The organism is Pseudoalteromonas sp. 2CM39R (assembly GCF_023161845.1).
The window spans coordinates 1-16,011 of sequence record NZ_JALNTM010000047.1 but is presented as its reverse complement, the minus strand read 5'-3'; the positions used below and the strand labels follow the sequence as shown (position 1 = coordinate 16,011).

Genomic DNA, 16,011 nt, shown 5'->3' with positions numbered 1-16,011 from the left:
TTGCTAACTTGCTAACTTGCTAACTTGCTAACTTGCTAACTTGCTAACTTGCTAACTTGCTAACTTGCTAACTTGCTCTGCTTCCAATCTCACACAAAACGCTGTAACTTGCTTGTTACTAAGAATAAAACACACAAAGCATATGCAATCAGCAGTATCAAATTGGCAGTCTAAATTAAATGCTTTAGGGCCGGGGATTTTAATGGCTACAGCCGCCATTGGTGGCTCACATCTAGTAGCATCAACACAAGCAGGATCGTTATTCGGCTGGCAGCTATTTTGGCTAATCATTGTAGTAAACGTATTGAAGTACCCATTCTTTCGATTTGGTATGGAGTACACCCTTGCGACCAAACAAAGTTTAGTTGAGGGCTACAAGCAAAAAGGACCGGGGTATTTCTATAGTTTTATTGCGCTTAATATTGTCGCTGCGGTAGTAAATACTGCGGGGGTTTTATTATTAACGGCCAGTCTGCTGCACTATGCATTACCTGTCACTGTTTCTGTAACTTTATTATGCTGGCTGATTTTAGCTGTGTGTTTGCTCATTTTATTATTAGGGCACTTTAAGGCGCTCGATAATGTCTCAAAGCTCATTATGGGGCTGCTAACGGTTACAACCGTGGCTGCGTTGGTTGTGGCAATTAATAATGGCCCAATGGCCCCAGTTGACTATGTGGGCCCGTCGCCGTATGAGCTTGCCATGCTTGGCTTTATGGTCGCGCTCATGGGCTGGATGCCTGCACCTATTGAAATATCAGCAATCAGCTCACTGTGGCTAAAAGAAAAGCAGCATCAACAAGCCGTGACAAAGCAACAAGGCTTGTTTGACTTTAATTTGGGCTACTGGCTTACCGCAGCACTTGCGTTAGTGTTTTTCTCATTAGGTGTGTTAGTACAATATGGCCAAGCACAGGCTGTGCAATTAGGTGGAGTCGCCTTTGCAAAGCAGCTAATTGATATGTATGCCCTTACCATGGGCGAGTGGGCAAGGCCGCTGGTTTCGGGTATCGCTTTTTTATGTATGTTTGGTACCACGCTAACAGTGCTTGATGGCTACGCCAGAACATTAAATGAGTCGCATAAACTGCTACCGATTAAACAATCTAAACACAGTTTAAACATGTGGTTATTACTGCAAGCATTTGCAGGTATGGCAGTGATTTTATTCTTTAAATCAGCCCTTGGCCCAATGCTTACTTTTGCTATGACCCTCGCTTTTGTAACCACTCCTGTATTTGCATGGCTGAACTTTAGTTTAGTACGCTCAGAATCCAGCATTCATCACTCACCTTTATTACGCACCCTAAGCTGGCTAGGTTTGCTTTATTTAGTGGGCTTTGCGCTGGTGTTTTTGGTTTGGAAACTCGCTTAGTTAGCGAGTTACAAGGGGAAAGAGTAAAGTTAGAGCTGTCAGATTGACAGTTAGCGAGTTACTAGGGGAAAGAGTAAAGTTTTCGAGCTGCTTGACTTAGATAGTGGCCAGTTTAGAGTTTCTAACTTTCTAACTTTCTAACTTTCTAACTTTCTAACTTTCTAACTTTCTAACTTTCTAACTTTCTAACTTTCTAACTCAACTCCCTAATCGCATTACTAATCCCATCTAGTGTGAGTGGGTACATGCGGTTGTCCATTAACTGCTTTATAAAATCTATCGATTGATAATAGCGCCAGTGTTCAACGGGTTGTGGGTTGAGCCAAGCGACTTTATCAAAGTGATTGGTTATGCGGTTTAGCCAAGCGCTGCCGGGTTCTTCATTCCAATGCTCAACGCTGCCACCGGGGTAGGCGATTTCGTAGGGACCCATGGTGGCATCACCAACAAAGATCACCTTGTAGTCGCTGGTGAACTTGTTAATCAAGGTCATGGTATCAATAACGTTAGAGTGACGACGTTCGTTGTCTTGCCAAACATGCTCATACAAACAGTTATGAAAATAGTAAAACTCAAGGTGCTTAAATTCGCTATGAGCGGCGCTAAATAGCTCTTCGCAGGTATGAATGTAATCATCCATTGAGCCGCCGATATCAAATAGCATCAATACTTTTACCGCATTATGGCGCTCTGGTGCCATTTTTACATCGAGCATGCCGCCTTGTTTTGCAGTTGCGCGAATGGTTTCGGTTAAATCGAGAGTATCGCTAGCGCCAGTACGGGCAAATTTACGCAGTTTTTTTAGAGCGAGTTTAATGGTGCGTGAGCCAATTTCACGGTCACTATCAAGGTTTCGGTAGCTGCGTTTATCCCATACTTTTACCGCACGGCGATGTCGGTTACCGTCTTGACCAATGCGCACACCTTCAGGGTTATAACCATAGGCACCAAATGGCGAAGTACCACCGGTACCCACCCACTTATTACCTCCAGCATGGCGCTTTTGCTGCTCTTCAAGGCGTTGCTTGAGGGTTTCCATGAGTTTATCAAGGCCGCCCATGGCTTGTAATTGCGCTTTTTCTTCTTCGCTTAGGTGCTTTTCAAACTCTTTGCGTAGCCAATCATTAGGCAAGTCGTGTTGCTGTTTTAAACTTTCGAGCAGATCAAGGTCGGCCACTCCACTAAAGTAATCTGCAAAGGCTTTATCAAAACGATCAAAGTGGGTTTCATCCTTGACCATGATGGTACGCGCTAAGTAATAAAACGCGTCAACATCGGCAAAAATAACCCCTTGCTTGAGCGCATTGATCAAATCAAGTAGCTCTCGCAAACTAACTGGTAAGCGGTATTCTCGAAGCTTAAAGAAAAACGCAATTAACATCTTAACGGCGGCTCATAAACGCAAGTTTTTCGACTAGGCTAATGTCTTGCTCGTTCTTTAATAGTGCGCCAAACATTGGCATTAAGCCGCCAGTTTGGCTTTTATCATGCAGTGTTTTAGCGTCTATATCTTCGGCCATCAGTAGCTTTAACCAATCAAGCAATTCGCTGGTTGATGGTTTTTTCTTAATGCCATTAACTTCACGTAGATTAAAGAACACCTCAAGTGCTTGGCGAACTAGGTCTTGTTTAACGTGAGGGTGATGCACATCGATAATTTGTGCCATTTCTTCACTACTTGGAAAATCAATGTAATGGAAAAAACAACGACGTAAAAAGGCATCTGGCAGCTCTTTTTCGTTATTCGACGTAATGATCACAATCGGACGTTGCTTTGCAACCACGCGCTCGCCGGTCTCATAAACATGAAACTCCATTTTATCGAGCTCTAATAGCAAGTCGTTGGGAAATTCAATATCGGCTTTGTCGATTTCATCAATCAATAGCACAGGACGCTTGTTATGTTGCTCACCATAGGTAAAGGCTTGCCATAATTTCCCTTTTACAATGTAGTTGCTGATATCGTGCACTCGCTCGTCACCTAACTGGCTGTCGCGAAGGCGCGATACCGCATCATATTCATACAGGCCTTGCTGCGCCTTAGTGGTTGATTTGATGTGCCACTGAATTAGTGTGGTGTCTAAGCTTTTTGCAAGCTCCTCGGCCAGCATGGTTTTACCTGTGCCGGGCTCACCTTTTATTAGCAGCGGCTTTTCGAGCAAGATCGCTGCGTTAACCGCTTGTTTTAATGAGTTACTGGCAATGTAGTTATCGGTTGAATTAAAAAGCACGATGTCACCTTATCTGGTCTGAGCAGTGATTAATAACGTCATGATGCCACAGTTAGTCGGCGTCTGAAAGGTATGCAAAACGCTGTATCGTTTTACCCTCTACAGTGACGGTTTCTGTAAACATACTAAGCGGGCGTGCCCACATGCCAAATTCTCCGTATAGAGCTTGGTAAATTACTAATGGCTCATTCGTTTCGCTATGAGTGGCAACATATTCAACTTTGTATTTTGGACCTTTGTAATGTTGGTAAATACCGGGTTTGATTGTCATGTGTTTATCTCGCATCTTGGAGTCATTTGGGTATAATTGCAGTTTGCACATTTTACGCTGAAACAAACTGCCTAAACTATGAATTATATTTCGTTAGATGAATACAAAAAAGCCTGGGTTTTTCGTCATAAAGATATGCCGATAAGCAGCGAAGACGCAGCGCAAATTAAACCAATGAGCGCTGAACGCGCTGCGGTTTTATGGACTACTATGGTGAGCCGCGAGCATGATCACCCTGACTTTTTTGATAAAACAGATTGGTGCGGCAAAGACGACAGCTTTTCAGAGACCATTAACTGGGAAAACGCATGGGAAGCTGGCGACGAGCAGTTACCAGAAGAAATCCTTAACCACTTAGAGTGGGAAGCAAACACCACTGTTTATTTTTGCATGGCTCGTGACAATATTATTGAAACCAGCTTTGCCGTTTTTAAACGTTGTTGGCAAAACTTTATGTTTTTAGCTGATGGTAGTTTGTTATTAGGTAAAAAGCGTGATGCAGTAGTGCAGTTTTTAGAAACTGGTAACGCAAAATTGGGTAAAAAAGGCGCAGTAAAGTAGCGCTCAATAAACGCTCTATGCTATAAAACAGTCAAGCAATTGTTTTATAAGAGCGCGCATTGTCTAAACCAACTTCACAGAGCGAACACTCGCAACAAGCCGAAATTTGGCAAACTGATGCCGAGCGAGCTTTGTATGCGCAGTTATGTAATGCATTCTATGCTCGTGAGATCCCGCGTTTAGTTGATGAACCTGATACAGCAAGGCTAAAACGTTTATTAGCAAGCCTGCCTTACTATATTGAGCGTTTAGCTATGCGTATTGTCAGTGGTGATGCGCCACTACAGCTCGATTCACAAAATGGCAGTTGGCTTGAAAAACAAAAAACAACGCCGCCTGTTTATAATAAAAAAGACTCAAAAGACTTTTATAGTCAACATGCTAAGCGCGGGTTAATTGTTCCCGTGCTAATTAATGACGAGCAATGTACAACCGTGCGCATAGACAGCTTAGATCAAGTAAGCGACAATAAGGTACATTGCAACGAGCTTGGTTGGTTTGATACTTCCGGTGAATCGCTAGAAAACACGCATATTCAATTGCTTAAGCCTGCAAAGGCGGTGATGGCAGCGGCGTGTTGCGGTCATCGATGGCAATTTAATAAACGCATCACACCTAAGCGTTTGTCATTAAGAGAAATGCTACTAGCAAGCAATATAAATTGGCGTAATTTAAAACGCCCTTTGACTTAATTTAACCGCGAAGGAGTGTTCAATGCGGGTTTTTCAATTCGCCTTGTTGTGTTTGGCTTTATTTATTCAGTACCGCTTATGGTTTGGCCATAATGGGGTGCAAGATTACACTCGTTTAAAACAAGCGGTTACCTCTCATCAAGACACCAATGCGAAATTATTAAAGCGCAATAAAGTGCTCAAAGCCGATATTGAAGACTTAAAACTCGGTCAAGAGGGCATCGAAGAGCGGGCGCGTAATGAATTAGGAATGATTAAACCTGGCGAAACCTTTATTCGCGTATTACCAGGTCAACAGCAAAATGAACACTAAGCAAACTATAACCGCCATTGTTCCCGCTGCGGGAGTAGGTAGTCGAATGCAGCATTCGGCGCCAAAGCAGTATATTGAACTTGCGGGTAAAACTATTTTAGAACATACCCTAAGTAAACTTGCAGAACTTAACGAATTAAACACCATCAAAGTAGCAATTAGCGATGATGACGGCTACTTTGCTGATTTACCACACATAGATAAGCGTATTGAGCGTGTGAGTGGTGGTAAAGAGCGTGCTGATTCTGTGCTTAACGCCTTGCTATCACTTGCTGACAACCCACCTGATTGGGTACTTGTTCACGATGCGGCAAGGCCGTTAGTGTGTCTGGCAGATATTCAGTGTTTAATGACTGAATGTATTGCTGCCAATGAGGGCGGTATTTTAGCGTCAAAAGTAAAAGACACCATTAAGCGCGGTCATACCCACAGTGAGCAAACGGTGCCTCGTGATGATTTATGGCAGGCACTCACCCCTCAGTTTTTCCCTTATCAAGCGCTGACTAATGCGCTATCAAGCGCCCTTAAAAATGGTGTGACTATCACTGATGAGGCATCGGCAATTGAATGGGCTAAGCAGCCTGTTAAGCTGGTTGCTGGTCGCAGTGACAATATTAAAATCACCACCCCAGAAGATTTAGATTTAGCAGCATTTTTACTGCAAAAACAACAAAACGAGAGTACCTCATGATTCGAATTGGCCATGGTTTTGATGTACACAAATTTGGCGGCGAAGGCCCGTTGGTAATTTGTGGTGAAAAAATAGATTACCTGCAAGGCTTTTTAGCTCATTCAGATGGTGATGTTGCCATTCACGCATTGTGTGATGCCATTTTAGGCGCATTGGCAATGGGTGATATTGGCAAGCATTTCCCTGATACTGCTAGCGAATACGAAAATATTGATAGCCGAATTTTACTACGCCACGTGGTTGGGCTTGCTAAAGAGCAAGGTTATGTACTTGGCAATGCCGATGTGACGATTGTTGCGCAAGCACCAAAAATGTTGCCACATATTCAAGCTATGCGTGAAAACTTATGCCAAGACCTTGAAGCTGATATTTCACAAGTTAATGTGAAAGCAACAACCACTGAGAAGCTTGGGTTTGAAGGTCGTAAAGAAGGTATCTCAAGCCACGCAGTGGTGATTATGAGCAAACAAAGCGCATGAGTGAGTTAAACTACCTATACGGTAAACCTCTTTCTAAGGCTGACTTTAAAACTCACGCCGAAGACTTCATGGTTGATGAAGACTTAGGAATTGAGTTTACCGGCTCTGGTGAACATGTTTGCTTGCAGGTTGTAAAAAAAGGCGAAAATACTCAGTTTATTGCGAAACGCATTGCCGAAAAAGCAGGGGTATCTCCACGTGATGTGAGTTATGCAGGCTTAAAAGACCGCCATGGAGTGTGTACTCAATGGTTTAGCGTGCCAGTTCCAATTAAAAAGCACATAGAATTTAGTGAGCTGAATAACGAGCAGTTTTTTGTAATATCGCAACAGCGCCATAACCGTAAGCTCAGAACCGGATGTCATAAAGGCAATCGCTTTACAATTACATTACGTAATGTGACTGAGCCGCTGGATATTTTGTGCCGTATCAACGCGGTGCGTGCTGGTGTGCCTAATTACTTTGGTGAGCAGCGCTTTGGCCATGGTGGTCACAATCTTGAAATGGCAAAGCGCATGTTTGCTGGAGAGCGTATCCGCGATAAAAAATTGCGTGGCTTAGTTATTTCAGCTGCGCGCTCTTATGTATTTAATGAAATCGTGAGTATGCGGGTTGCCGAGCATGGCCTTGCGAAAACAATGCACCGCGAAGTGTTTATGCTCAGCGGCAGTAATGCATTTTTTGAAGACAACATTAGTGATGACAATATTGCGCGCTTAGCGTCTGGCGATATTGTGATGTCGGCACCTATGGTTGGTAAAGGCGAAAAAGGCCTGACCGAAACCGAAAAAGTGTGGCTCGAACCTTATCAGTCTTGGATAGAGGGTCTTAGCGAACTTGGCCTTAAGAATGAGCGTAGAATGTTACGCCTTATTCCTGATTCATTAGCTGTTGAAACAATTGACGAAACTACTTTAAAGTTAAGTTTTGGTTTACCAAAAGGCTGTTTTGCTACCGCCCTGCTGCGTGAGCTGGTGGACTATCAAGATGCAAGCCCCAGAGAACAAAAACAAAAGGATGCGTAAATGAAAATCTTATTGAGCAATGATGATGGCGTACATGCTAAAGGGATTGCGGTTTTGTATCATGCATTGACGCAAATAGCAGATGTGACCTTAGTAGCGCCAGATCGTAATTGTAGTGGCGCAAGTAATTCATTAACGCTCATGAACCCACTTCGTGCAACTACCCTTGATAATGGCTTTATTTCGATTAATGGCACCCCGACTGACTGTGTGCATTTGGGAGTTAATGAATTAGTCGAGCAGCAGCCAGATCTAGTGGTTGCAGGAATAAACCACGGCGCCAACCTAGGTGATGATACCTTGTATTCAGGTACAGTAGCAGCGGCCACTGAAGGCCGCCACTTAGGGCTGCCGGCGATTGCTGTGTCGTTATGCTCTAAAGAAGGAAATCACTTTGAAACTGCTGCTGCGGTTGCGGTGAGTATTATCAAAGAGTTGGCATCGCACCCATTACCGAAAGATCAAATCATCAACTTAAACGTGCCAGATATTCCGCTTACAGAGCTTAAAGGAGTTAAGGTAACCCGTTTAGGTTCGCGTCATAAAGCTGAAACCATGACGAAACAACAAGACCCATGGGGCCGTGACATTTATTGGTATGGTACCCTTGGTGCTGAAAGTGATGCAGGTGAAGGCACTGATTTTTATGCCATTAATAATGGGTATGCATCAGTGACCCCGCTTAGTGTTGATATGACGGCGAAAGAGAGCTTACAAGCCGTCGATAGCTGGTTAGCAAATATGGAGATTAATAGTGCTGACTAATTATAATCGCAGTGCACTGGCATTAGCTGAACTATTAAAACGCGAGGGTGTAGAAGATAGCACTGTGCTTGAAGCGATAGCCTCAACACCCAGACACATTTTTATTGATGATGTTTTGCAGCACAAAGCTTATCAAAATACTGCACTGCCAATCGGTCAAGGACAAACGATTTCGCAGCCATATATTGTCGCACGCATGACTGAGCTGCTTCGCTTAGCAGGCGTACGTGATAAAGTGCTCGAAATTGGCACAGGCTCTGGCTACCAAACAGCAATACTGGCAAAAACCTTCACTAAAGTGTGCTCGGTAGAGCGTATTAAAGCATTGCAATGGCAAGCAAAACGCCGTTTGCATAAGCTTGATTTATATAATGTCACCATGAAACACGGTGACGGTTGGCAAGGCTGGCAGTCGCAAGCTCCGTTTGAGGGGATTATTGTCACAGCAGCTGCGGCTACTATGCCACAAGGACTTCTGGCACAACTTGCTGATGGGGGCGTTATGATTGCACCTATCGGTGAGCAAGATCAGCAATTAATGATGGTCGTTAGAAATGGCGACACTTTTACAGAACATAAAGTTGCACCAGTAAGATTTGTACCTTTGGTACCTGGTGATATTGAATAGGACGTTATACTTTGAAGTTGTTTACTAAGTTATATGATATGGCGCTGGTATGGGCTAAACACCGTCATGCGGAGCGTTATTTAGCAGGGATGAGTTTTGCTGAATCTGTTTTTTTTCCGGTGCCACCGGATGTCATGCTAGCCCCTATGTCGCTTGCTCAGCCAGATAAAGCATGGCGCTTTGCCAGTTTTACTACTATTGCTTCTGTGATTGGCGGTATTTTAGGTTACTTACTTGGCTTTTGGTTATTCGAACCGGTAGTTGAACCGCTGATTGCGCAAATGGGTTGGCAAGCTAAATTTGACACAGCGCTAAGTTGGTTTGAAAACTATGGTGTATGGGTGGTGTTTTTAGCGGGCTTCTCTCCTATACCTTATAAGGTTTTCACCATAGGTGCAGGTTTGATGCAAATGGCATTCTTGCCATTTTTAATTGCCTCGGCAATAGGTCGTGGCGCGCGTTTCTTCTTAGTGTCGGCTTTAATGAAGTGGGGCGGCGTTAAAATGGAGCAAAAATTACGTCAATATGTTGAAGCGCTTGGCTGGGGATTAGTTGTTTTAGTTGTGGTTGCGTACTTTTTACTACGATAACCCGTAAAACCATTAAACTAGTACGATAAGGAGCATTTTACGATGAGCAGGCAGTTAACAGTCTATGTTACTTTGTTTCTTAGTATTTTGCTCTTTGGTTGTACTTCTCGCGAAGCTCCGGCACCGGTTAGTAGTTTAGATAATAAAGTTAAACCCGCCACACGCAAAGTAAATATCTCTGGCTCAAAATATGTAGTCAAAAAGGGCGATACTTTGTATTCAATTGCTTTTAGCGCTCAGCAAGATTTTCGAACGCTTGCAAAAATAAACGATATTCCAGCACCTTATACCATCTTCCCCGGACAGAGTATTTCGCTCACAAAATCGGCACAAAAATCAAAAAAGACGAAAAAATATACGAATTCGAGTAAAAAGTCTACTGTTTCTATACAAAAAAATAACAAAAAATTAAAGAAAGGGGTTGATCAGCCAAAACAACGAGAGTATGTTCAGAAACAAGCCAACAAAATAATTAGTGAAAAAAAGCGTAATTCTAATGCCAAAGTTGTATGGGGCTGGCCTGCAAAAGGTAAAGTCACAAAACGCTTCTCTAATAAAGAGAATGGCTTTAAAGGATTACAGATCACTAATAAACAAGGGGCTTCTGTTTTAGCTGCTGCACATGGAACTGTGGTATACGCGGGCAACGCATTGAGGGGTTACGGTAATTTAATCATATTGAAACACAATGATGATTACCTAAGCGCTTACGCGCACAATTCAAAGTTGCTTGTAAAGGAAAAACAGGAAGTAAAGGCAGGGCAGAAAATAGCAGAAATGGGCAGTTCAGACTCTTCGGTTACGGCATTGAGATTTGAAATTCGTTATCGGGGTCAAGCAGTCAATCCTGCTAAGTATCTACCTTAGCCATTTAGGGTATTGATAAAGTGATTTAGCTCAATCACATATTTGCTCGGGAGGACGCTTATGGGTCACACAGCAAAACTAGAGAAAAAAACTGACGCGATTGACGATAAATTTGATGACACGGTAGTTGAAGAACAATCTTCTGAGTTACTAGAAGAAGTCGACAACGAAGATGAAATTTTTGCAAAAGAAGAAGTTACCAAAAATCTTGATGCCACACAGTTGTATCTTGGTGAGATTGGTTTTTCTCCGCTGCTAAGCGCAGAAGAAGAAGTTTATTTTGCTCGAAAAGCACTGAAAGGCTGCGAAGCCTCTCGCAAGCGAATGATTGAAAGTAATTTACGTTTAGTGGTGAAAATTGCCCGCCGCTACAACAACCGTGGCCTTGCGCTACTAGACCTTATTGAAGAAGGTAATTTAGGCCTTATTAGAGCCGTTGAGAAATTTGACCCAGAACGAGGTTTTCGTTTTTCAACTTATGCAACTTGGTGGATACGTCAAACTATCGAACGTGCCATCATGAACCAAACACGTACGATTCGTTTACCTATCCACGTGGTCAAAGAGCTTAATGTTTATTTAAGAACAGCCCGTGAATTAACGCAGAAACTTGACCATGAACCAACCGCAGAAGAAATTGCAGAGTGCTTAGATAAGCCGGTTGAAGATGTAACTAAGATGCTGCGTTTAAACGAAAAAATCACCTCGGTGGATACACCTATCGGCGGTGAAAATGACAAAGCGTTATTAGATATTATCGCCGATGAGAAAGACTATGGTCCAGAGGGCGAAGTACAGAGTAATGACATTAACAAGCACATTGTTGATTGGCTTGGAGAGTTAAACCCGAAACAGCGTGAAGTACTTGCTCGTCGTTTTGGTTTACTAGGCTATGAGCCATCAACCCTTGAAGATGTTGGTCGTGAAATAGGCTTAACACGTGAACGTGTAAGACAAATACAAGTTGAAGCATTACGTCGCTTAAAAGACATTTTGCAACACGAAGGGTTAAGTACAGATAGCCTATTCGACCAATTCACCTAATTTGACAACAATACATAGGCCTTCGGGTCTAGAACACACAAAAAAGCTGACATTACGTCAGCTTTTTTTATACCTCTTTTATTGCACTACAGTAAATCTTTTAATTGATACAGTAGTTGGTGTGCTTGTCTTGGCGTTAAGCTGTCTGGATCAAGCTGTTTTAAGGTTAATTCAAGCTCAGAAGGCTCATCATCAAAACTTAACGTTTGCTGTTGCTGCTCAATAGGAGCAGTAACAGGTTGGTGATTCTCAAGCATTTTAAGCTTTTGTTTTGCTTGTTGGATCACCGCTTTTGGTACACCAGCCAAGGCAGCAACTTGTAAACCAAAGCTCTTGCTTGCTGCGCCTTCAAGCACGGTATGCATAAAGGCAATGGTGTCGTTGTGCTCAATGGCATCTAGGTGCACATTAACTAACCCCGTTTTTTGCTCGGCCAGTTCGGTTAGCTCAAAATAGTGGGTTGCAAATAAGGTCTTAGCGGCAATTTTTGATGCTAAATAATCGGCCGTTGCATAGGCTAGCGATAAACCATCATAAGTCGAAGTACCGCGACCAATTTCATCCATCAGTACCAGTGATTGCGCTGTAGCGTTATTTAAAATTGTTGCTGTTTCGGTCATTTCAACCATGAAGGTTGAGCGCCCTGATGCTAGGTCATCACTTGCGCCAATACGCGTAAAGATACGGTCAATATTACCAATCTCTGCACTATCAGCAGGAACGTAACAACCAATGTGAGCCATTAGAACAATAAGTGCAGTTTGGCGCATATAGGTCGATTTACCACCCATATTTGGACCTGTGATAATCAACATTTTACGGTCGTTATTAAGCTCCACAGGGTTAGCTATAAACGGGTCTTTCATTACCTGCTCTACTACCGGGTGGCGACCTTGCTTAATACTGATGTTATCGTTATCGCACAAAGTTGGCTTAGCATAATTAAGCGCTTGCGCACGTTCGGCTAAATTGTTCAGTACATCTAAATCTGCCAGTACCGCTGCCATTGTTTGTAGCTGCTCAATGTGCGGAGCAATAAACTCAAAGAGTTGCTCGTAAAGCTGTTTTTCAAGCGCTAGCGCTTTTGACTGGCTACCAAGTACTTTATCTTCGTGCTCTTTAAGCTCTGGGATAATATAACGCTCATTATTTTTTAGCGTTTGACGGCGAATATAATCCGCAGGAACTAAATGCGAGTTCGCACGGCTTACCTCAATAAAAAAGCCATGCACCTTGTTATAACCAATTTTTAAGGTGCTAATGCCAGTGCGTTCACGCTCACGTTCTTCAAGCTTTTCAAGAATATCGGTAGCACCTTGGCTTAGTGCTCGCCATTCATCAAGCTCGCTGTTGTAACCTGGTGCAATCACACCCCCATCACGAATAAGCACCGGCGGGGTTTCGATTACAGCACGTTCTAGTAAGTCTTGTAGCTCAGGTAACTGTTGCGACTTAGCAATAATTTGACTAATACGCGGATCGTTAGCATCCAGTAATAGTTCGTGAAGTGGCTCGAGAGCTTGCAGTGCGCTACGCAGGCGCGTTAAATCTCGCGGCCTAGCTGTGCAAAGCGCTAAGCGTGCAATAACACGTTCAATATCGCCAATTTGCTTTAATGACTCTTGTAGCTCACCACATAATTGCGCATCGATAATTGCGCTAATTGCGTTTAGTCGAGAATTGAGCTCTGTTTTGCTGCGCACAGGGGTATGAATACGACGCTTTAATAAGCGTGAACCCATAGCTGTGGCTGTTTTATCAAGTACTTGTGCAAGTGTGTTTTCGTAACCGCCCGATAAATTAACCGTTAGTTCAAGGTTTTTACGAGTTGCTGCATCTAAGATCACCGCGTGTTCGTTTTGCTCAAGGGTGATTGCACGAATATGCGGCAGGGCTATGCGCTGAGTGTCTTTTACGTATTGCATTAAGCAGCCTGCAGCCACTAAAGCTGCGTGTGCTTTGTCTACTCCAAAACCAACTAAATCTTTGGTGCCAAATTGGTCGCAAAGTAAATGCTGCGCAGTATCTAGATCAAACTCCCATTCTGGGCGACGACGCGCGCCTTTGATATGTTCAATTAAGTGCACATTTGCAAATGTTTCACTATAAAGCAGCTCAGCAGGGGCTAAACGCTGTAATGTTGAGCTAAATGCTTCATCGGTATTAACTTCTAACACATTGAATCGGCCAGAGTTAATATCTAAATAAGCAATACCATACAGGCCTTGTTTGTTTTGCCATACACTGGTTAGTAGGTTGTCTTGGCGTTCTTGTAATAACGCTTCGTCAGAAATTGTGCCCGGTGTAACAATACGTACAACTTTACGCTCAACAGGGCCTTTGCTAGTTGCTGGGTCGCCAACTTGTTCACAAATGGCTACCGACTCACCCATTTGTACAAGGCGAGCTAAATAGTTTTCGACTGCGTGATAGGGTACGCCCGCCATTGGAATGGGATCGCCACCGGCTTTACCTCGATGGGTTTGAGAAATATCAAGAAGTTGCGCTGCACGCTTGGCATCATCAAAGAAAAGTTCGTAAAAGTCGCCCATACGATAAAACAATAAAATATCCCGATGCTCGGCTTTTATTTTTAGATACTGCTGCATCATAGGGGTTTGTTGTTTTATAGTGTGCGGTGCATAAAGATCAAACGACATGTATTTACCCAAAGGCTGAATATGGAATTACATCAAGAGATTAAAACACTTGCTGCGAAATTAGGAGCTATTTTAACGGATAAACGCTTATGGATCACTACCGCAGAGTCATGCACTGGTGGTGGAGTGAGTTATGCACTAACCGATACCCCAGGCAGCTCTAATTATATTGACCGAGCATTTGTCACTTATAGTAACCAAGCAAAACATGAGCTCATTGGTGTTAGCGAACAAACCTTAAACAGCTTTGGTGCGGTGAGTGAGCAAACCGTTGTTGAAATGGCATCGGGGGCAGCAAAAGCAGCAAATGCAGATATCGCAATAGCTATTTCGGGAATAGCAGGCCCCGGTGGTGGAACACTGGATAAACCTGTGGGATTAGTATGGTTTTGCATTCATTTTGCTGGTCAAAACTACCCAAGTCAGCAAGTTTTCTCTGGCGATCGAGCTGAAGTTAGACTGCAAGCTATTGTTTATTCATTAAAAAATATAATTGAATTGATAAAATCTGAAAATTAGCTTGATACTGTGATTTCATACAGTATACTGTCTGCATTAGCCGGATTTGGAGAACAGAATGAACGATAACAAACAAAAAGCCTTAGACGCTGCTTTATCACAAATTGAGCGTCAATTTGGTAAAGGCTCAATTATGAAACTGGGTGACAATAAAGCCCTAGATATTGAAGCAATCTCAACAGGTTCACTAGGTATCGATATCGCACTAGGTATTGGTGGTTTACCTACGGGTCGTATTGTTGAAGTGTATGGTCCTGAATCATCAGGTAAAACAACGCTTACTTTACAAGTTATCGCTGAAGCTCAAAAGCAAGGTAAAACGTGTGCATTCGTAGATGCTGAGCACGCTCTAGATCCTGTATACGCACAAAAATTGGGTGTAAACATTGATGACTTACTTGTTTCTCAACCAGATACTGGTGAGCAAGCATTAGAAATCTGTGACATGTTAGTTCGTTCAAGTGCTGTTGATGTTGTGATTGTTGACTCGGTAGCAGCTTTAACACCTAAAGCTGAAATCGAAGGCGACATGGGTGACTCACACATGGGTCTACAAGCTCGCTTAATGTCACAAGCTTTACGTAAGCTTACAGGTAACATCAAGCGCTCAAACACACTATGTATTTTCATCAACCAAATCCGTATGAAAATTGGTGTTATGTTTGGTAATCCTGAAACAACAACAGGTGGTAACGCACTTAAATTCTACTCTTCAGTACGTATCGATATTCGTCGTATTGGTTCTGTGAAAGAAGGCGACGAGGTTGTAGGTAACGAAACCCGCGTTAAAGTTGTTAAGAACAAGGTTGCTCCGCCGTTTAAACAAGCTGAGTTCATCATTATGTATGGTGAAGGTATTTCTAAACAAGGCGAGTTAATTGACCTAGGTGTTAAGCATAAGATTGTTGAAAAATCAGGTGCTTGGTACAGCTACAATGGCAGCAAAGTTGGTCAAGGTAAAGCAAACTCAATTAAGTTCTTAAAAGACAACCCAGAGATCGCAGATGAGATCGAAGGTAAGTTACGTGAGATGCTATTACTTCAGGCAACAGAACAACCAGAAGATGGTGAAGATGCAGGTCTATTAGCTGAAGATGAGCTATAAACACCTCAAAAGAGTACAGTTAAGCGTGATTTGACCCGCACTTAACGCAAAAAAGACCGCTACATAGTTAGCGGTTTTTTTATGGGTGGAAGTTAGCGAGAGTAAAGTTAGCGAGAGTAAAGTTAGCAAGGGGAAAGTTAGAAAGAGTAAAGTTAGAAAGAGTAAAGTTAGAAAGAGTAAAGTTAGAAAGAGTAA

Annotated in this window: 18 protein-coding genes; 14 read left to right on the top strand and 4 right to left on the bottom strand. The window is 42.9% G+C overall.

Annotated elements, in window-relative coordinates; all coding sequences use genetic code 11:
* Positions 1 to 202 precede the first annotated feature (202 nt).
* A complete protein-coding gene (locus MTF66_RS37925; RefSeq protein ID WP_374237731.1) occupies positions 203 to 1,375 on the top strand; it encodes an NRAMP family divalent metal transporter in 1,173 nt (390 codons plus the stop codon).
* Between the two features lie 193 nt (positions 1,376 to 1,568).
* Here MTF66_RS37925 and MTF66_RS37920 read toward each other — a convergent pair whose 3' ends face one another.
* From MTF66_RS37920 to MTF66_RS37910, 3 genes are read right to left on the bottom strand one after another with little or no spacing between them, the layout of a single operon-like run.
* Positions 1,569 to 2,756: a VWA domain-containing protein gene (locus tag MTF66_RS37920; RefSeq protein WP_054560908.1), complete on the bottom strand. Its 1,188-nt coding sequence runs from the start codon at positions 2,754 to 2,756 to the stop codon at positions 1,569 to 1,571.
* A gap of 1 nt (position 2,757) precedes the next feature.
* Entirely contained in the window at positions 2,758 to 3,606 is an 849-nt protein-coding gene (locus tag MTF66_RS37915) for a MoxR family ATPase (protein ID WP_248530306.1), read from the bottom strand.
* A 52-nt stretch (positions 3,607 to 3,658) separates the two neighbouring features.
* Positions 3,659 to 3,892, bottom strand: a complete 234-nt coding sequence (locus MTF66_RS37910) for a DUF1653 domain-containing protein (RefSeq protein WP_374237730.1) — start codon at positions 3,890 to 3,892, stop codon at positions 3,659 to 3,661.
* 63 nt (positions 3,893 to 3,955) lie between these two features.
* On the opposite strand from MTF66_RS37910, the gene MTF66_RS37905 reads away from it, so the two are divergent.
* From MTF66_RS37905 to rpoS, 11 genes are read left to right on the top strand one after another with little or no spacing between them, the layout of a single operon-like run.
* On the top strand, positions 3,956 to 4,438 hold the full coding sequence (locus MTF66_RS37905; RefSeq protein WP_248530305.1) for a DUF2947 domain-containing protein: 483 nt from the start codon (positions 3,956 to 3,958) through the stop codon (positions 4,436 to 4,438).
* 59 nt (positions 4,439 to 4,497) lie between these two features.
* The gene (locus MTF66_RS37900; protein ID WP_248530304.1) at positions 4,498 to 5,130 is read left to right on the top strand and encodes a hypothetical protein; all 633 of its coding nucleotides are present in this window, start codon (positions 4,498 to 4,500) and stop codon (positions 5,128 to 5,130) included.
* A 22-nt stretch (positions 5,131 to 5,152) separates the two neighbouring features.
* Positions 5,153 to 5,443, top strand: coding sequence for a cell division protein FtsB (gene ftsB / locus MTF66_RS37895; protein WP_054560903.1), 291 nt, complete (start codon positions 5,153 to 5,155; stop codon positions 5,441 to 5,443).
* The gene (gene ispD / locus MTF66_RS37890) at positions 5,433 to 6,134 is read left to right on the top strand and encodes a 2-C-methyl-D-erythritol 4-phosphate cytidylyltransferase (RefSeq protein WP_248530303.1); all 702 of its coding nucleotides are present in this window, start codon (positions 5,433 to 5,435) and stop codon (positions 6,132 to 6,134) included. Before ftsB ends, ispD begins: the two co-directional genes overlap by 11 nt.
* A complete protein-coding gene (gene ispF / locus MTF66_RS37885; RefSeq protein WP_248530302.1) occupies positions 6,131 to 6,613 on the top strand; it encodes a 2-C-methyl-D-erythritol 2,4-cyclodiphosphate synthase in 483 nt (160 codons plus the stop codon). The genes ispD and ispF overlap by 4 nt, the downstream gene beginning before the upstream one ends.
* Positions 6,610 to 7,638 (top strand): tRNA pseudouridine(13) synthase TruD, encoded by a 1,029-nt coding sequence (gene truD / locus MTF66_RS37880; protein ID WP_054551142.1) that lies wholly within the window; start codon positions 6,610 to 6,612, stop codon positions 7,636 to 7,638. Before ispF ends, truD begins: the two co-directional genes overlap by 4 nt.
* Positions 7,639 to 8,403: a 5'/3'-nucleotidase SurE gene (gene surE / locus MTF66_RS37875; protein WP_054560899.1), complete on the top strand. Its 765-nt coding sequence runs from the start codon at positions 7,639 to 7,641 to the stop codon at positions 8,401 to 8,403. It abuts the gene before it with no gap.
* Positions 8,393 to 9,031 carry a protein-L-isoaspartate(D-aspartate) O-methyltransferase gene (locus tag MTF66_RS37870; RefSeq protein ID WP_054551144.1) on the top strand — a complete coding sequence of 213 codons (639 nt, stop codon included), beginning with the start codon at positions 8,393 to 8,395 and terminating at the stop codon, positions 9,029 to 9,031. The genes surE and MTF66_RS37870 overlap by 11 nt, the downstream gene beginning before the upstream one ends.
* An 11-nt stretch (positions 9,032 to 9,042) precedes the next feature.
* Positions 9,043 to 9,621 carry a YqaA family protein gene (locus MTF66_RS37865; protein WP_054551145.1) on the top strand — a complete coding sequence of 193 codons (579 nt, stop codon included), beginning with the start codon at positions 9,043 to 9,045 and terminating at the stop codon, positions 9,619 to 9,621.
* A 42-nt stretch (positions 9,622 to 9,663) separates the two neighbouring features.
* Positions 9,664 to 10,488 carry a peptidoglycan DD-metalloendopeptidase family protein gene (locus MTF66_RS37860; protein ID WP_248530301.1) on the top strand — a complete coding sequence of 275 codons (825 nt, stop codon included), beginning with the start codon at positions 9,664 to 9,666 and terminating at the stop codon, positions 10,486 to 10,488.
* A 60-nt stretch (positions 10,489 to 10,548) separates the two neighbouring features.
* On the top strand, positions 10,549 to 11,532 hold the full coding sequence (gene rpoS / locus MTF66_RS37855) for an RNA polymerase sigma factor RpoS (protein WP_058585769.1): 984 nt from the start codon (positions 10,549 to 10,551) through the stop codon (positions 11,530 to 11,532).
* An 86-nt stretch (positions 11,533 to 11,618) separates the two neighbouring features.
* Here rpoS and mutS read toward each other — a convergent pair whose 3' ends face one another.
* Positions 11,619 to 14,192 (bottom strand): DNA mismatch repair protein MutS, encoded by a 2,574-nt coding sequence (gene mutS, locus MTF66_RS37850; protein ID WP_248530300.1) that lies wholly within the window; start codon positions 14,190 to 14,192, stop codon positions 11,619 to 11,621.
* A gap of 21 nt (positions 14,193 to 14,213) precedes the next feature.
* On the opposite strand from mutS, the gene MTF66_RS37845 reads away from it, so the two are divergent.
* Both MTF66_RS37845 and recA read left to right on the top strand, forming a co-directional pair.
* Positions 14,214 to 14,711: a nicotinamide-nucleotide amidohydrolase family protein gene (locus tag MTF66_RS37845; RefSeq protein WP_054560895.1), complete on the top strand. Its 498-nt coding sequence runs from the start codon at positions 14,214 to 14,216 to the stop codon at positions 14,709 to 14,711.
* A 58-nt stretch (positions 14,712 to 14,769) separates the two neighbouring features.
* Positions 14,770 to 15,816, top strand: coding sequence for a recombinase RecA (recA, locus tag MTF66_RS37840; RefSeq protein ID WP_054560894.1), 1,047 nt, complete (start codon positions 14,770 to 14,772; stop codon positions 15,814 to 15,816).
* Positions 15,817 to 16,011 lie beyond the last annotated feature (195 nt).